Here is a 15,282-nt window from a genome sequence, read left to right as displayed (position 1 = left end):
TTCAGCCTCCGATCATAAACATTTCAATTTTTTTGTGTTTGTTGTTGGTTTTTAATATGTTTTGTCTTTGGACTGAGTATTGGTCAGCACGTCCTTGCCAAATTTGACTGATGGCATCAAGTAATTGATCAGGGGTATTGAGCAAAGGCTTGATGTCATGGCCGCTTGCCGCGAAAAGACAAGTAAATACCTCGCCGCTAGGACTCAGTCGGGCACGATTGCAGTCATGACAGAATGGCTCGCTAATGGATGAAATCATGCCAAATTCTCCTTGACCATCAATAAATTCATAGCGATTTGCCACTTCACCGATTTGACTGGCAGCTTTAGGCTTAATCGGCCACTTTGTAGTGATCTGGTTCAATAAATCAGCTGAGTTTACCACTTGATTTGATTGCCATTGGTTGAGGTTGCCCACGTCCATGAATTCAATGAAACGCACCACCACTCCAGTACCTCTGAAATGGCTCAACAACGGTATCACCTGGTGTTCGTTGATGTTTTTTTGTACCACACAATTTACTTTTACTTGTTTGAGTGCTGAGCCTGCGCACCTATGTATTGATTGTAAAATTTTATCTACCGCAAATTGGGTGCCAGTGATTTGTTCAAATAGGTCTTGTTCGATGGCATCCAGGCTGATGGTGATTCGATCCAAACCAGCATCAATCAGGTCATCAAGAACTGGATCCAGCAGTCCTGCATTGGTGGTCAATGCCACTTCATCGATGCCTTTAATCTTTTTGATTGATTTGATTAAACTATCCACACCTTTTCGCAGCAGCGGCTCACCACCAGTAAGGCGTATTTTGCTGACACCTAACTCAGCAAATGCGGCAGTGACCTTAATGATGTCTGCAAAACTCATGTGGTTCTCAGGCTGACTTTGTTGGCGCATCACATCGACATGTTCAGCAGGCAAACAATAAGTACATCGAAACTGACATCGATCAGTCAGTGAGATGCGTAAATCTTTAACTGGTCTGTTGAGTTGATCAGTCACTGTCATGAGAAATGTTCCTGATAGCTGCTCAGTAAACCATCCCACTGTATGGAAAATTCGCTGTCACAAGATCGTTCACTGATTTTTTCAATTGATCTTCTCAAGCGATTGAGGTTTTCTTGGCGCCAGGTTTTTTTTATGTTTTTGATTGCGCCTTTATCAAAATCAATCAAGTAAACAGGGTGCTCATCGGTTGGTTTGGCTAACAAAATATTGTGTGCATTGAGGTCCGAATGATAGATGCCGTGGTGATGAAACTGTGCAATGGTTTTGCCAATTAACTGCCAAGTTTTTATGGGCTGATTGTTTGCCATCAATAAGTCAGCAAATGTCTGTTGGTGTTTGATATGAGACATGATCAAGTCGTTGTGGTAATAAAGTCCACTTTTTCTGATCAAGGCTGCTATGGGTTTTGCGCTAGGAAGTTGTAATTGATGGATTTTCTGCAGCAGTTGGAATTCTTTGTAAGCGCGGGTATTTTTCAATGAAGTCCAAAAATAACTGTCTTTACTCAGCTTGGCGTAAAGTCCGCCGCGAAAATAATGCCTCAATACCCATTTGCCCCATTCTGATTTAATTACCCATGCTGAACCCCTACCAGAATTAGCGCCCAGCAAACGGCCCTGATTCATCCAGTAAGCTTGGGTGAACCATTGTTCGTCGATATCCTGGAAATCATTGTTTGTGGTCAGAATCCAAGTATTTTTGTTGTTGATTACGTGCAAGGGTAAATTGGGTCAATGGTAGAATGTATCATTTTAAATGATTTCTCAGATGACGACAAACGCCAAGCTCAAATCAATTTGTATCTTTAGGCTATCAGCCATAGGTGATGTGACTCATATGATACCAGTTGTTAAGACATTGCAGCATGAATTTCCCAAGCTTTCAATCACTTGGGTCATTGGCAAGGTTGAACATAAGCTGTTAAGGGGTTTGCCTGGTGTGAAGTTCATTGTGTTTGATAAAAACAGTGGCTATACAGGTTTAATGCAATTGCGTCGGTCATTCGCAGGTCAACGCTTTGACGCCTTATTACAGATGCAGTTGTCACTGCGAGCCAATATCATCTCAAGGTTTATACCAGCGAAACGTCGAATTGGATTTGATAAAAAACGATCAAAAGAGTTACATGGCATGTTTATCAATGAACGCATTCCTTATTTGCGTGATTGTCATGTATTGGATGGTTTCATGCAGTTCGCTGATTATTTAGGCTGTCAACAGCGCATCATGGATTGGCAATTACCATTGAATGAGGGTGACAAACAGTTTGCCAACACGTGTATCCAAAAAAATCAGCCCAATGTGGTAATCAGCCCATGTTCTAGCCATGAGTTAAGAAATTGGTCAAGCCAGAAATATGCCACTCTGGCTGATCAACTGGTGACTGAATATGGTGCTCATGTGATTTTGGTTGGCAGTCCATCGCCGAGTGAGAAAGCGTTTGTTGAGTCAATTGAAAATCAATGTCAACAAGCTGTTTTGAATGTGGCTGGTAAAGACACATTGAAACAATTGTGGCACCTGCTCAGTTGTGCTGATTTGGTGATATCACCCGATTCGGGGCCGCTGCATATGGCTGGTGCTGTAGCCACACCTGTGATTGGGTTGTTGGCAGCCAGTAATTACAGAAGATCTGGGTCTTATCAATACCCTCAACTGACGGTTGATAAATACCCCGAGGCTTGCCACAAGTTTCTCAACAAGTCAGATAAAGCGGTCAAGTGGGGTACCAAAACAGAGTATCCTGGTGCCATGGATTTGATTGAGGTCACTGATGTGATGGCCAAAGTCGATCAAGTTTTATAGCAATTTTATGGATGTTACTGAAATTGAAAACAGGCTTTTCTACCAGACATAGACTACTTCAGCATCGACCAACGGATAATCATATTTAAGTTCATCGATGGTTTTGCTTACTAACCTTTTAACGGTGCCAGTTACCGTAACCGGTTTGTTCATGAAGCTCTCTGGCTCAAAAAAGACGGGTTTACAGGCTATGAATCGGCCTTTATCAACCCGAATTCTGCGCGATGGTTTGGCACGTTCATCAGGCACTTTGGCGATGATGGTCAGACAGCTGTGTTCAGTTTTGTTTTCGACCTCGATAACAAAACCAGTCCATCGGATATTTAAATCTGTTTGCGGGTTTTTTTGATAGGCTTGGGGACTGATGTCGCTGTATTCGCCGCGTAACGGTTTCGGTGGTTGGATGCAAGCGGAAAGAAATAAGCTCAACAGCACAATAACAATACATTTCATAAAAAACAGTCCTCATTGAATAGTTGATGGCTTCATTATGCTAACAAAACTTGAACCAAGCCTGAATCAAAGAAACTTAATTAATGCTCATAGCACATTCAATACATTGTGGGTCAGTACAGCGGTGACAATCAATGCTGTTAACATCATAGCAAAAGCAAAAAATTCTATGATGAAGTGCAAAATCGTTTTAAATAATGGCTTGTGTACCAGGGTGGTGTGAATGATTAAACTCAAACCCCCTGCAGCCAAAGTTAAATAACTGAGCCAGGCTGGTATCGATAATATTAAATAGCCACCGCCAAGCAGGGCCAGTGTTGAAATGAATAGAGATTTGCTGTTTGTCATGATGTTTCTCATTGGTTGCATGGCTTTATTAAACTGTGGCTGATTCGCAAAAATTGAGAAGATGAGGGATATATTTTTTTAAAAATACAGTTGTTGAACTGTCTCAGTCCCTGGTTTAAAATAATTAGAATGTGTGCAGCTCAAAATATTCTGAAGGATGTTTTTGGTTACGATCAATTCCGAGACCAACAACAAGACATAGTTAATTCCATCATTGAAGGCAAAGACGCTTTGGTGCTGATGCCTACTGGCGGCGGTAAGTCGTTGTGCTACCAGATACCCGCCATAGCCAGAAAAGGTGTGGGTGTAGTGGTATCTCCCTTGATTGCTTTGATGCAAGACCAAGTCAATGCCTTGCAACAATTAGGCGTCAATGCCGCATATATCAATTCAACGCTCTCAGCCAGTGAAGTGGCTCAAGTGCAACAAAAAGCCCAAAACAACGAACTGGATTTGTTGTATCTGTCTCCTGAACGCTTGATGGGTGATGAAACGCAAGACTTTTTAAAAGGCATTGATGTGGCACTGTTCGCCATTGATGAAGCGCATTGTGTTTCACAATGGGGACACGACTTCAGGAAAGAGTATCAGCAGCTTTCGATTCTGCATGAAAACTTTCCAGACATTCCAAGGATAGCACTGACCGCTACTGCCGATGAAAAAGTCAGGCTTGAGATGATAGAGCAGTTGAAATTGGATGATGCGAAAGTGTTCGTTTCCAGTTTTGATCGGCCTAACATAACCTATGCGATCGAAGAACAAGATAATGGCAAACAACAATTGTGGCGCTTCATCAATGAAAACCACAGCAAGGATGCCGGCATTGTATACTGCCTTTCGCGACGCAAAGTAGAAGCTGTTGCAGAGTTTCTAAGAGAAAAAGGAAGGGTGGCTCTGCCTTACCATGCTGGACTGTCTGGTCGCATCAGAACCCAAAATCAAGCCAGATTCTTAAGAGATGAAGGGGTTATTATTGTGGCCACTATTGCATTTGGAATGGGTATTGACAAGCCTGATGTCAGATTTGTGGCGCACTTTTCTATGCCTAAAAACATTGAATCTTATTACCAAGAGACGGGTAGGGCTGGCCGTGATGGCCAACCTTCAAACGCTTGGATGGCCTACAACTACAAAGATGTGGTGATGCAAAGGCAGTTTATTCGTGACTCTGATGCGGGTGATGAGCACAAGAATGTGTTGCATAATAAACTGGACTCATTGGTTGATTTATGTGAACAGCTGGATTGTAGGCGCCAGACATTGTTGAAATATTTCGGTGAGACGTTACCTGACCCTTGTGGTAATTGTGACAACTGTTTGAATCCACCAGAACGAATTGATGCATCAAAAGAAGCCCAAATGGCTCTGTCAGCGATTTACAGAACAGAGCAGCAATTTGGCATCATGTATTTAATCGACATTTTATTGGGTAACAACAATGATGAACGGGTTGAGCAATTAAAACATGATCAGTTGAACGTTTTTGGGCTGGGCAAAGATCACGTTAAAACTTGGTGGCGGCGATTGTACCGTCAGCTCATCAGTCAAAGTTATATTGATGTGGATCCTGAATTTGGCTCATTGAAATTAACTGATAAATCTAAGTCAATCCTCAAAGGTAAAGAGTCTTTTTACCTCAGAGATGTGGTCAAAGCACAAAATAAGACCAAAAAAGCTGATGAAGTTGATTTGGGACGGCATGATACCATTCTATGGGAGGCCTTGAAGAAATTACGCATGGATTTGGCCACTGATCAAGGTGTGCCACCATATGTTATATTCAGTGATGCGTCATTGTTAGAAATGGTCAGAAAAAGGCCTGTTGAAGGTGAAAAATTCATGTACATATCTGGTGTTGGTGAATACAAACTGGCTAAATACGGCGAAGTCTTCATCGAAGTCATCAAGGCGAATCCGTTGCCTGATAAGCTCGATAACAGGCTAGATGATGAAGTCAATGTGTCTTTGGATCACTTTCTAGAACATAAATCGGTGGAAAAAGTGGCTGAAGTATTAGGCATCAATGTTAATACAGTATATATGCATTTATCAAAAGCCATAGCGGTTGGCTTGGTTGATAAAAAAGATGTGACCCAATTAGAAGATACTGACATTGATTACATCATTCAAATGGCCGAAATGACTGGTTATTTGGAGGAGAAGAAATTAAAGCCAGTATATGATGCACTTGACGGCATGTACGATTACGGTACTTTGCGTTGTGTTTTGGCAGAGCTAGAATAATTGCAGCCATTTAAACTCACTTCAAAAGATCTTACCCTCATATTTATTGGTGGTGCGCTGGCAGCATTGATTAACTTGTTCAGGTTGCCGCTGTTCTTTGAAGCCGAGTTTGTTTTTGGAGGGGTCATTTTTCTTTTGGTGGCTGTCTTCAGGGGGCCTTGGGTGGCTGTCTTGACCGCCATTATTGGCACCATCCCACTGGTCTTAGCATGGGGTAGTTTTTGGCCACTTTTGACTTTTGGTCTAGAAGCTTTATTAGTGGGTTTGGCGTTTGCTTATAAACGAACTAATGTCATTTTATTGGTGATTGTTTATTGGCTTTTTATAGGCATGCCGATTTCTTGGTATTCTATTTCTCAATATGAATTTTTTCTCGATGCACATCGGCTTACAATATTAATTAAACAGTTAACCAATGCCATTTTGTATGCACATATAGCTGCGATATTGATGTATGTGCCAACGGTTAAAAACTACCTCAAACGCAAAGACTCTGATATTTTACTTTCGATCAGAGAACAGTCATCTCACATCATTTCATCACTGTTAATAACGGCAGGTATTTTGTTCTTTTTTTATGATTTGAATAAAAAAGTCACTGATGCCAATCAACAAATGTACTTAACTCAACAGAAATACCATGACAGTCTGTTTTTTGAGTTAGACTGCTTACTACAAGTTAAAATCAATGCCTTGAATGAATTTAAATTTACCTTGGCCGCGATATGGAATGACCCCCCAAAGCGCAAGGAGGGATTGTTGGCTTTTAATCGCAGACACCATGAATTCATGACCATGATCATCACAGATGAGAAAGGACGATTAATTCATTCTTCACCTGCTGAATTGGTTGAAAACATCAATAAAACAGGTGAAACCATCAGTGTTTCTGATCGCCATTATTTCATCAATGCAATCGATTCTGATCAAGTTTATGTTTCTCCTGGATTTTTTGGCAGAGGTTTTGGAACTAATTTGATTGCAGCAATCAGTGCAGGCGTTCCAAGTAATTCTTCGTTGACCAATCAGGGTGTGGTAGAAGGGACTTTTGCATTGAAATCTCTGAATAAAATTCGTCAGATTGTAAATGAATTGAATCCAGAACTGAGTGCTGTGGTTTTAGATCAAAACAATAAAGTGGTTAGTTTTTCAGAGGCATTAGAATTGGAATTGTTTCAAACCTTGAATATAGAAACAGTCAAGGACAATCACCACAACCACATCCATTCCAATGATATTTTCATCACTGACTCACTGGGTTCTGAGAGCTACTACTATCAGGATACTGAGTTCTCTTTTGGTTGGAAACTGGTGTCATTACAAAGCGAATCTCAATTTGCTGCAGTGGTTGAAAGGACATTGATTCTTTTCTCCTTGTCGATGTTGATCCTGGTTTTTGTGGCTAAGCTATTGGCACAAATCATCAGTCACTATTGGACTTATTCAATGCATCGCTTGAATAAAATGATTGAGCGAGGTGCAGGATTTGAGCATGATGTTGCTTTTGATAAAAACATTGAACTGCCTATTGAAATTCAAAACCTTTATCAAGAGATCAAACAAAAACGGTTAGAGGTTTTTGCCATGAATCAGAAACTGCAAAACACAGTGGCTGAAAGGACTGATAAACTCCAGTCAGCCAATAAACAATTGTATGAATTAGCCAGAAAGGATGCTTTGACTCAGTTGGATAACCGCCATGTGTTCAATGAGATGATGCAGGAGATTTGGCAGCGCTGCCAAAAAGACATATCAATGATGACCATGCTATTGATTGATATTGACCACTTCAAAAAAATCAACGATTCATATGGCCATCCAGTTGGTGATGATGTTTTGCGTCAACTGGCTCGTGAACTTGAGTGTTTCAAAGATCATGAAATTGCGTGTTTGGCCAGAATTGGCGGCGAAGAATTTTGTTTTTTACTCAGTGACAGCAAACATGATAAAGCCATCAAACTGGCGGAGGATATCAGAAAACACATTGAAAATCATGTGTTTGAAATCAGCCAAAATAAATCAGTCAGGATCACTGTCTCAGTCGGTGTAGCAACCATTGATACCACGAAATTCACCCCAACCAAGCTCTATCAATTAGCCGACAATGCTCTGTATCAATCCAAACATGCTGGTCGCAACCAAGTCAACGCAGAACTCAGTAACTGAGTGTAAGCCTTACCAGTGTTTCAACAAGGTGATGCCGCTGTAACTGAAGTCATCGGTAAAAAATTGGCCATAGGGTGATTGTCCTTCTTGGTACTCAAACATCAGCTGAAAAGGTGTGTGAGTAAAATTTCTGATTTCTATGCCGGCTCTCATGGTGGCGTTGATATTCCAGTCGTAGGCACCCCAGGAGCTCAAATCAACGGCCCAGATTGGTTTGATGTTGTGCCAATGATCCCCCACATATTGCCAACCAGCTTGCCACATGAATTTTTCTAAATCACCGGGTTCTGACCGCGTGATGAAACCCAAACCAGCATACCAGTCCCAGTGATTGAAGGACTTGGCCGCATCCCATCTGATTGTTTCATAGGACAGGTTGATGCGATTTTCAAGGAATTCGGGGTTATCAATCAGAAATTCATCACCTAAGTGGGTGCTTTTGTGGGTATAACTGAAGCGCCAACTCCAATCTTCCATGGATTTAACTACTTCACCACCTATGATGAAATCTGTGTTGATCAATGCGCCACCGCGGTTATTTCTGGTGTCGATTTCATCCACATCAAACTGTGATCTGATTTGTCCAATGACGTTAAGCGCAAAAGTTTCGCCATTGGGCAGTGCGATGTTTCTGATCAAATGTCTTTTACCTGCGCTGATCAGCGCAGCTTTGAAATCCCTGCCCAATAAGTCCAGTCTACCCAAACTGAGCATCAGATTGGGTTCATTGATGTCAGCAATCAAAATTGGGAATTCATTTTTTATTGTGGCATTTGTTGCTTGTTGCTGTGGGGTGTCTTTGGCACTTTGTTGGAGGGCCTCTGGTGGCGCATTAACAATTTCATCATAGCATTTCAATCTCTGTGTGCTGTTGCTTATCATTTTGCATGCATTCAATTGATTTTTTAGCTCGGAAGCTTGAGAGGCAAAAGGTTTATTGGCCATAAAAAGAGTCAATAGAATAAGGGTAGTGGATTTCATGTTGGTTTGTGGCTTATGTGGTTTTTAATAAATGATTTTGATAAATATGCTCTACTTAACAATGCTTTATAGAGAAAAAACAGGCAAATGAATCTGCATTCATTTGCCTGTGATTGCGTTGCTTGACAGCAACGTTGCATTGGGTCCGTTGCGTATTTAGGATGCCAAGTTACGCAAGACATAATGCAGGATGCCGCCATGACGACAGTATTCAACTTCTTTCGGAGTGTCAATCCTGACATCCACCTCAAAGCTTACTGAGCTGCCATCTTCTCTGTGCGCTGTGACCTCGGCGGTTTTGGAGGCACCGTTTTTTAAACCAGTCACGTCATAAGTTTCTTTTCCGTTCAGTAAATAAGTCTCAGCATTTTCACCTGCTTTAAACTGTAATGGGATAACTCCCATACCAACTAAATTAGAACGATGGATGCGTTCATAGGATTGCACCAAAACAGCTTTGACACCCAATAAATTGGTGCCTTTGGCAGCCCAGTCACGAGATGAACCGGTACCATATTCTGTGCCAGCAATAACCACCAAAGGCGTACCTTCTTGTTGGTATTTCATTGCCGCATCAAAAATAGTCATTTCTTCACCTGATGGCTGATGTCTGGTCCATCCACCCTCAGTCCCTGGCGCCAATTGGTTGCGCAGTCTGATGTTAGCGAAAGTGCCTCTCATCATGACCTCATGATTACCACGACGCGAGCCATAGGAATTAAAGTTAACTTTTTCCACCCCTTTTTCTTTGAGGTAGACCCCAGCGGGAGAGTCCTCAGCAATCGCACCTGCAGGAGAAATGTGGTCAGTAGTGACTGAATCGCCTAATTTGGCCAGCACTCGAGCCCCCTCAATGTTATCAATGGTGCCAACATCCAAGGTCATGCCTTCAAAGTATGGTGGATTTTTAATGTAAGTGGAGTCGTCTTGCCAATCGAACAGTTCTGATTCGCTGGTTTTAACTGCTTCCCAGTTTTCATCACCCTCAAAAATGCCTTCATAACCCACTGCAAAACTGTTTTGATTGACGTTTGCTGAGATGGTATCAGCAATTTCATGGTCACTGGGCCAAATGTCTTTAAGGAAGACTTCGTTACCGTCTTGGTCTGTACCCAGCGGATCGTTGTATAAATCAAAATCCATGGTACCAGCAATGGCGTAGGCCACAACCAGTGGTGGCGAGGCGAGGAAATTCATTTGAATGTCAGCATGAATTCGGCCTTCAAAATTTCTGTTACCAGATAATACAGATGTGGCAATCAAATCATTGTCGTTAATGGCGTTCGAAAGTGCTGGGTCCAATGGTCCCGAGTTACCAATACAAGTGGTACAACCAAAACCAACCACGTTGAAACCCAAGGCCTCTAAATCATCCATCAATCCAGCTGATTCAAGATAATGGGACACCACCTTTGAGCCGGGCGCCAATGATGTTTTAACCCAAGGTTTCACCTGCAGGCCTTTGGCTGCCGCATTTCTGGCAAGTAAGCCTGCGCCTAACATGACTGCTGGGTTTGATGTGTTGGTACAAGAAGTGATGGCAGCAACCGCAATATTACCGTCTTTGAATTCATAATTGCCTTTTTCAGCAGCCACAGGTATTGATTTGGCGGCACGGCCTTTTTCAAACTCAGCAAAGTGCTTTTTGTATGTTTCTTTGGCCAGCGTGAGTTCAATGCGATCTTGTGGTCTTTTCGGACCTGAGATACTGGGTACCACAGTACTCATATCTAACTCCAATGTCGCTGTGTACTCAGCATCGATGCTGTTTTTATCATGAAACAATCCTTGTTCTTTGGCATATTTTTCTACTAAATTGACTTGCTCATCCGAGCGACCAGAAAGTTTCAAGTAGCGTAATGACTCGTCATCAATAGGGAAAATACCACATGTGGCGCCATATTCAGGGGCCATGTTAGCAATGGTGGCACGATCGGCCAATGGTAGATGTTGTAAGCCAGGGCCAAAAAATTCGACAAACTTGCCCACCACGCCATGATCACGTAACATATCAACAACAGTAAGAACCAAATCAGTTGCGGTGACGCCTTCTTGCAGTTCACCGGATAACTTGAAACCCACAACTTGCGGAATCAGCATGGAAATGGCTTGTCCAAGCATCGCTGCCTCAGCTTCAATACCACCAACACCCCAACCCAAGACACCAATGCCATTTATCATGGTGGTGTGAGAATCAGTACCTACCACAGTATCAGGATAAGCCGTCAGTTCGCCTTTTTGTTCTGCACCAAAAATAACTCGAGCCAAATATTCCAAATTGACTTGGTGCACAATGCCATTACCTGGAGGCACCACCTTGAATGTATCAAATGCAGTTTGTCCCCATTTCAAAAAACCATAGCGTTCCATGTTCCTCTGAAATTCAATCTGGGTATTGAGGTCAGCGGCGTTGGCCGTACCGTATTTATCTACTTGAATAGAATGATCAATCACCAATTCAGCAGGTGATAATGGATTGATTTTTTGTACATCACCACCCAGAGATTTCATTGCATCTCGCATGGCAGCTAAATCAACCACTGCAGGAACACCTGTAAAGTCTTGTAGTACCACTCTAGAGGGAGTGAATGCAATTTCAGTGCTTGGCTCCGCTTTGGGGTCCCAATTACATAAAGCTTCGATATCAGAAACAGTGACATCAATCCCATCTTCATTCCTGAGTAAGTTCTCTAGAAGTATCTTCAAACTAAAAGGCAATCGACTGATGTCATGCTTTTCAGCCACCTTTGATAGACTGTAGTACTTATAAGACTTGTTATTACATGCCAATTGTGTGGCAGTTTTTAGTGTATCACTCATTGATAAACCCCATTTTTTGACCCTATCTTAAAGAGTCGGTTAATTAATATTGTTATAAATTATCGCACTTCCGACGTGAAAAATACAACGGTAGTCTTGTTAAAACATGCTGTCTCTCAACAAAAAAAACCTTCAAAGTGTTGGTTTAAATCCATAAACACTTCAAAGGTTTTTGTTTTTGTCCAATAACAGCTTAGTTTAAGGTCAGCTAAGGTTTCGTATTTAATTTTAAAAATTAATTGACCACGTGAGGCAGTTGGCCTTTCTTTTGTGCTGAAGCTGCTTTCAAGCGAGCTGCCAAAAGATTGGCATTATTAGACTTGGTTTTCAATGCTTTCAATGGTGGCGCAAATTGGGTCAGGTTAATACCAGCCACTGATTTAATGTACTCATCAAGAGTTGGCGTGCGACCTAAAATGGCTGCCAGCACCACCACCGGGGTAGAGGCCAACAAAGATTCACCTTTCTTGCGTTCAGAATCTTCAACCACACGTCCTTGGAACAAACGGGTAGAGGTAGCCAATACAGTATCACCTTTGGCTGCTTTTTCTTGGTTGCCCATACATAAGTTACAACCAGGGCGTTCCAAATACATCATATTCTCGTATTCTAAACGGGCATTTTGTTTGGGTGATTGATCATCGAATTCAAAGCCAGAATATTTTTGCAAGATGTCCCAATCGCCTTCCTGTTTCAGTTCATCGATGATGTTGTAGGTTGGCGCAGCCACAATTAACGGTGCGTTGAATTTCACAAAGCCTTGCTCTTTTTCCAGGTTTCTGAGCATTTGTACAATGATTTTTAAATCGCCTTTGTGCACCATACACGAACCAACAAAACCCAAATCAACATGCTTTTCACCTTGGTAATGTGACAGGGCACGTATGGTGTCATGGGTATAACGTTTTGATACGTCGTCGTTGTTGACATCTGGGTCAGCTATCATGGGTTCAATGATTTGATCCAAATCCACCACCACTTCAGCGGCGTATTTGGCATTGTCATCTGGCATCAATGCGGGTTTTTCACCAGACTGAATTTCTTTGATTCTGGTATTGGCCTTATCAATCAAGCCCTGTAAAACCTGATTGTGGTTATCCATGCCTTTGTCAATCATTATTTGAATCCTGCTTTTGGCAATTTCCAAAGATTCAATCAGCGTTTCATCTTGAGATATACAAATCGAAGCTTTTGCTTTCATCTCTGCCGTCCAGTCGGTAAAAGTGAAGGCTTGGTCAGCTGGAAGGGTACCTATATGAACTTCAATCACACGACCTTGGAAGACGTTATCACCGAACTGTTTTAACATTTGTGCTTGGGTTGCGTGTACCACATCGCGGAAATCCATGTGATCTTTGAGGTCGCCTTTGAATGTGACTTTAACTGATTGTGGAATGGGCATGGAAGCTTCGCCTGTGGCCAAAGCCAAGGCCACTGTGCCTGAATCGGCACCAAAAGCCACACCTTTCGACATGCGGGTATGCGAGTCGCCACCGATGATGATGGCCCATTCATCTACTGTGATGTCGTTAAGCACTTTATGAATCACATCAGTCATCGCATGGTACTCGCCTTTGGGATCACGTGCAGTGATTAAGCCAAAACGATTCATGAAGCTCATTAACTTGGGGATATTTCTTTGGGCTTTCTTGTCCCAGACAGAAGCTGTATGACAGCCTGATTGGTAGGCACCGTCAACCGTTGGAGAAATGACTGTGGCGGCCATGGCTTCAAGCTCTTGTGAAGTCATCAAGCCTGTGGTGTCTTGTGAACCAACAATATTGACCTTGACCCGCACATCAGAGCCTGCATGCAGCACATCGTTGCTGCTCACACCCACTGCATTTTTATTGAATATCTTCTCAACAGCGGTCAGACCTTGGTTTTCGACCGTGATTTCTTTCGATGGAGCAAATACCTGCGGCATCTCTAGACCTAAGGTTTCTGCCGCGAAGCTTTGTAGTTTTTTACCAAAGACAATCGCATATGAGCCACCGGCTTTGATGAATTCTAGTTTTTGTGGGGTCAATGCAGCAGCTATATCAACCAACTCCTGATCACCGTTATAAAGTTTTTTCTCTTCTGTATTGATGGTTAAAACTGTGCCTGTATCGACCGAGTAGGCTTGTTCTAGCACCGCGTCACCGTTTTCATCAACGACAGTGTTGCCATCATTGTCGAGTTTTTTGACCCAGTTCTTTAAATCCAAACCAATACCACCAGTCACATCTACAGTGGTTAAGAAAATCGGTGAAATGCCATTGGTGCCTGCCACGATTGGTGCGTAATTGACAAAAGGAACATAAGGACTGGCTTGTTTACCGGTCCACAGGGCCACATTGTTTACTCCTGACATTCTTGAAGAGCCAACTCCCATTGTGCCTTTTTCGGCAATCAGCATCACCCGTTTGTCAGGGTGCTGTTGTTGTAAAGCGACAATTTCTTTTTGTGCCTGCTCCGAAATCATGCATTTACCGTGTAATTCGCGATCTGATCGTGAGTGGGCTTGATTGCCTGGCGACAATAAATCAGTGGAAATATCACCTTCACCAGCCACATAGGTAACCACATCAATGGTGGTTTCAACTTCGGGTAGTTTGGTAAAGAATTCAGCTTGGGCATAACTGTGTAGAATTTCGGTGGCGATGGTGTTTCCAGCCTCATGTGCAGCTGCCAATCTATCCATGTCAGCCTCATATAGAAAAACTTGGGTTTTTAAAACTTCAGCCGCCTGCTGTGCCACTGCTTGGTTATCCTCTAATGCCAAATCAATCAATGCAGCCACCGAGGGGCCGCCTTTCATGTGTGAAAGGAGTTCAAATGCGAATGCTTGTGAGATTTCTGCTACTGTTTCTTCGCCTTTGATGATGGCTTTTAAAAAAGCTGCTTTTTCACCTGCTGCAGCTGTGGTGCCTGGCAAGGTGTTATAAATGAAAAAGTTTAAGGCATCCGCTCTGTTTTCGTTATTGGTGTCTTTGATAAGCGTGATGATTTCTGCCAGTAATTGGTCGTCATCAATGGGGAGTGGGTGTAAACCCTGGGTTTTTCTGACTGCTATTTCTTTGATATATTCTGGGTAAATGCTCATTCAAAACTCGGAAAAATAAAACGGCATATTATAGCAAAATAAGTGCCAAAAGTTAATCGCGCAAGGCTTCACATTGGGTACATCAAATGATCTATTTTCAAAACGCATCGATGTCAAAGCATAGGTGTTTGTAACAATAAAATAATAAAAAACAACACAATCAGTGATTTAAGTGCCTCCGGGTTCAAACAAACGTTTGAAAAAAAGTTAAAGATGTGTTATTTTGATTTCCGATTTGTGTTTTCAGAAGTCAGGTTCAGATAACAATAATTCAAAACTGAACTTGATGAATATGTTTAATTGCATTACGTGGGGACGTTGGTATGAATACAAATCAATCATTTTAATTAAACTTTAGAGGGTTTCT

General features: G+C 42.1%; 10 protein-coding genes. 3 read left to right on the top strand and 7 right to left on the bottom strand.

The window, feature by feature from the left end; all coding sequences use genetic code 11:
• Position 1: 1 nt before the first annotated feature.
• Together moaA and QNI24_RS07845 are read right to left on the bottom strand one after the other, a co-directional pair.
• Entirely contained in the window at positions 2–1,009 is a 1,008-nt protein-coding gene (gene moaA, locus QNI24_RS07850) for a GTP 3',8-cyclase MoaA (protein ID WP_267176009.1), read from the bottom strand.
• On the bottom strand, positions 1,006–1,728 hold the full coding sequence (locus tag QNI24_RS07845) for a 3-deoxy-D-manno-octulosonic acid kinase (RefSeq protein ID WP_267176008.1): 723 nt from the start codon (positions 1,726–1,728) through the stop codon (positions 1,006–1,008). Before QNI24_RS07845 ends, moaA begins: the two co-directional genes overlap by 4 nt.
• 49 nt (positions 1,729–1,777) lie before the next feature.
• On the opposite strand from QNI24_RS07845, the gene QNI24_RS07840 reads away from it, so the two are divergent.
• A complete protein-coding gene (locus QNI24_RS07840; protein ID WP_267176007.1) occupies positions 1,778–2,815 on the top strand; it encodes a glycosyltransferase family 9 protein in 1,038 nt (345 codons plus the stop codon).
• A gap of 39 nt (positions 2,816–2,854) precedes the next feature.
• On the opposite strand, the gene QNI24_RS07835 is transcribed toward QNI24_RS07840, so the two are convergent.
• Together QNI24_RS07835 and QNI24_RS07830 are read right to left on the bottom strand one after the other, a co-directional pair.
• A complete protein-coding gene (locus QNI24_RS07835) occupies positions 2,855–3,268 on the bottom strand; it encodes a Slp family lipoprotein (RefSeq protein ID WP_267176006.1) in 414 nt (137 codons plus the stop codon).
• A gap of 87 nt (positions 3,269–3,355) precedes the next feature.
• On the bottom strand, positions 3,356–3,616 hold the full coding sequence (locus QNI24_RS07830) for a hypothetical protein (RefSeq protein WP_267176005.1): 261 nt from the start codon (positions 3,614–3,616) through the stop codon (positions 3,356–3,358).
• Positions 3,617–3,745: 129 nt separating this feature from the next.
• On the opposite strand from QNI24_RS07830, the gene recQ reads away from it, so the two are divergent.
• Together recQ and QNI24_RS07820 are read left to right on the top strand one after the other, a co-directional pair.
• Positions 3,746–5,860, top strand: coding sequence for a DNA helicase RecQ (gene recQ / locus QNI24_RS07825; RefSeq protein ID WP_267176004.1), 2,115 nt, complete (start codon positions 3,746–3,748; stop codon positions 5,858–5,860).
• The gene (locus QNI24_RS07820; protein ID WP_267176003.1) at positions 5,861–8,026 is read left to right on the top strand and encodes a diguanylate cyclase; all 2,166 of its coding nucleotides are present in this window, start codon (positions 5,861–5,863) and stop codon (positions 8,024–8,026) included. It begins immediately after the preceding gene.
• Between the two features lie 9 nt (positions 8,027–8,035).
• On the opposite strand, the gene QNI24_RS07815 is transcribed toward QNI24_RS07820, so the two are convergent.
• The 3 genes from QNI24_RS07815 to QNI24_RS07805 form a co-directional block, all read right to left on the bottom strand.
• The gene (locus QNI24_RS07815; RefSeq protein ID WP_267176002.1) at positions 8,036–8,884 is read right to left on the bottom strand and encodes a DUF1207 domain-containing protein; all 849 of its coding nucleotides are present in this window, start codon (positions 8,882–8,884) and stop codon (positions 8,036–8,038) included.
• Positions 8,885–9,163: 279 nt separating this feature from the next.
• Positions 9,164–11,827 carry an aconitate hydratase AcnA gene (gene acnA / locus QNI24_RS07810; RefSeq protein ID WP_267176001.1) on the bottom strand — a complete coding sequence of 888 codons (2,664 nt, stop codon included), beginning with the start codon at positions 11,825–11,827 and terminating at the stop codon, positions 9,164–9,166.
• 235 nt (positions 11,828–12,062) lie between these two features.
• On the bottom strand, positions 12,063–14,915 hold the full coding sequence (locus tag QNI24_RS07805) for a bifunctional aconitate hydratase 2/2-methylisocitrate dehydratase (RefSeq protein ID WP_283708602.1): 2,853 nt from the start codon (positions 14,913–14,915) through the stop codon (positions 12,063–12,065).
• Between the last annotated feature and the right edge of the window lie 367 nt (positions 14,916–15,282).

Origin of the sequence: Marinicella marina (assembly GCF_030065545.1) — a bacterium.
Taxonomy (GTDB): Bacteria; Pseudomonadota; Gammaproteobacteria; order Xanthomonadales; family Marinicellaceae; genus Marinicella; species Marinicella marina.
The sequence above is the reverse complement of the archived record's forward strand: the minus strand, read 5'-3'. Positions and strand labels throughout refer to the sequence as shown.

Bases quoted from the DNA above. Each gene is read 5' to 3' on its own strand.
- moaA (WP_267176009.1), bottom strand. From the start codon at position 1,009: ATGACAGTGACTGATCAACTCAACAGACCAGTTAAAGATTTACGCATC.
- QNI24_RS07840 (WP_267176007.1), top strand. From the start codon at position 1,778: ATGACGACAAACGCCAAGCTCAAATCAATTTGTATCTTTAGGCTATCA.
- QNI24_RS07835 (WP_267176006.1), bottom strand. From the start codon at position 3,268: ATGAAATGTATTGTTATTGTGCTGTTGAGCTTATTTCTTTCCGCTTGC.
- QNI24_RS07830 (WP_267176005.1), bottom strand. From the start codon at position 3,616: ATGACAAACAGCAAATCTCTATTCATTTCAACACTGGCCCTGCTTGGC.
- recQ (WP_267176004.1), top strand. From the start codon at position 3,746: ATGTGTGCAGCTCAAAATATTCTGAAGGATGTTTTTGGTTACGATCAA.
- acnA (WP_267176001.1), bottom strand. From the start codon at position 11,827: ATGAGTGATACACTAAAAACTGCCACACAATTGGCATGTAATAACAAG.
- QNI24_RS07805 (WP_283708602.1), bottom strand. From the start codon at position 14,915: ATGAGCATTTACCCAGAATATATCAAAGAAATAGCAGTCAGAAAAACC.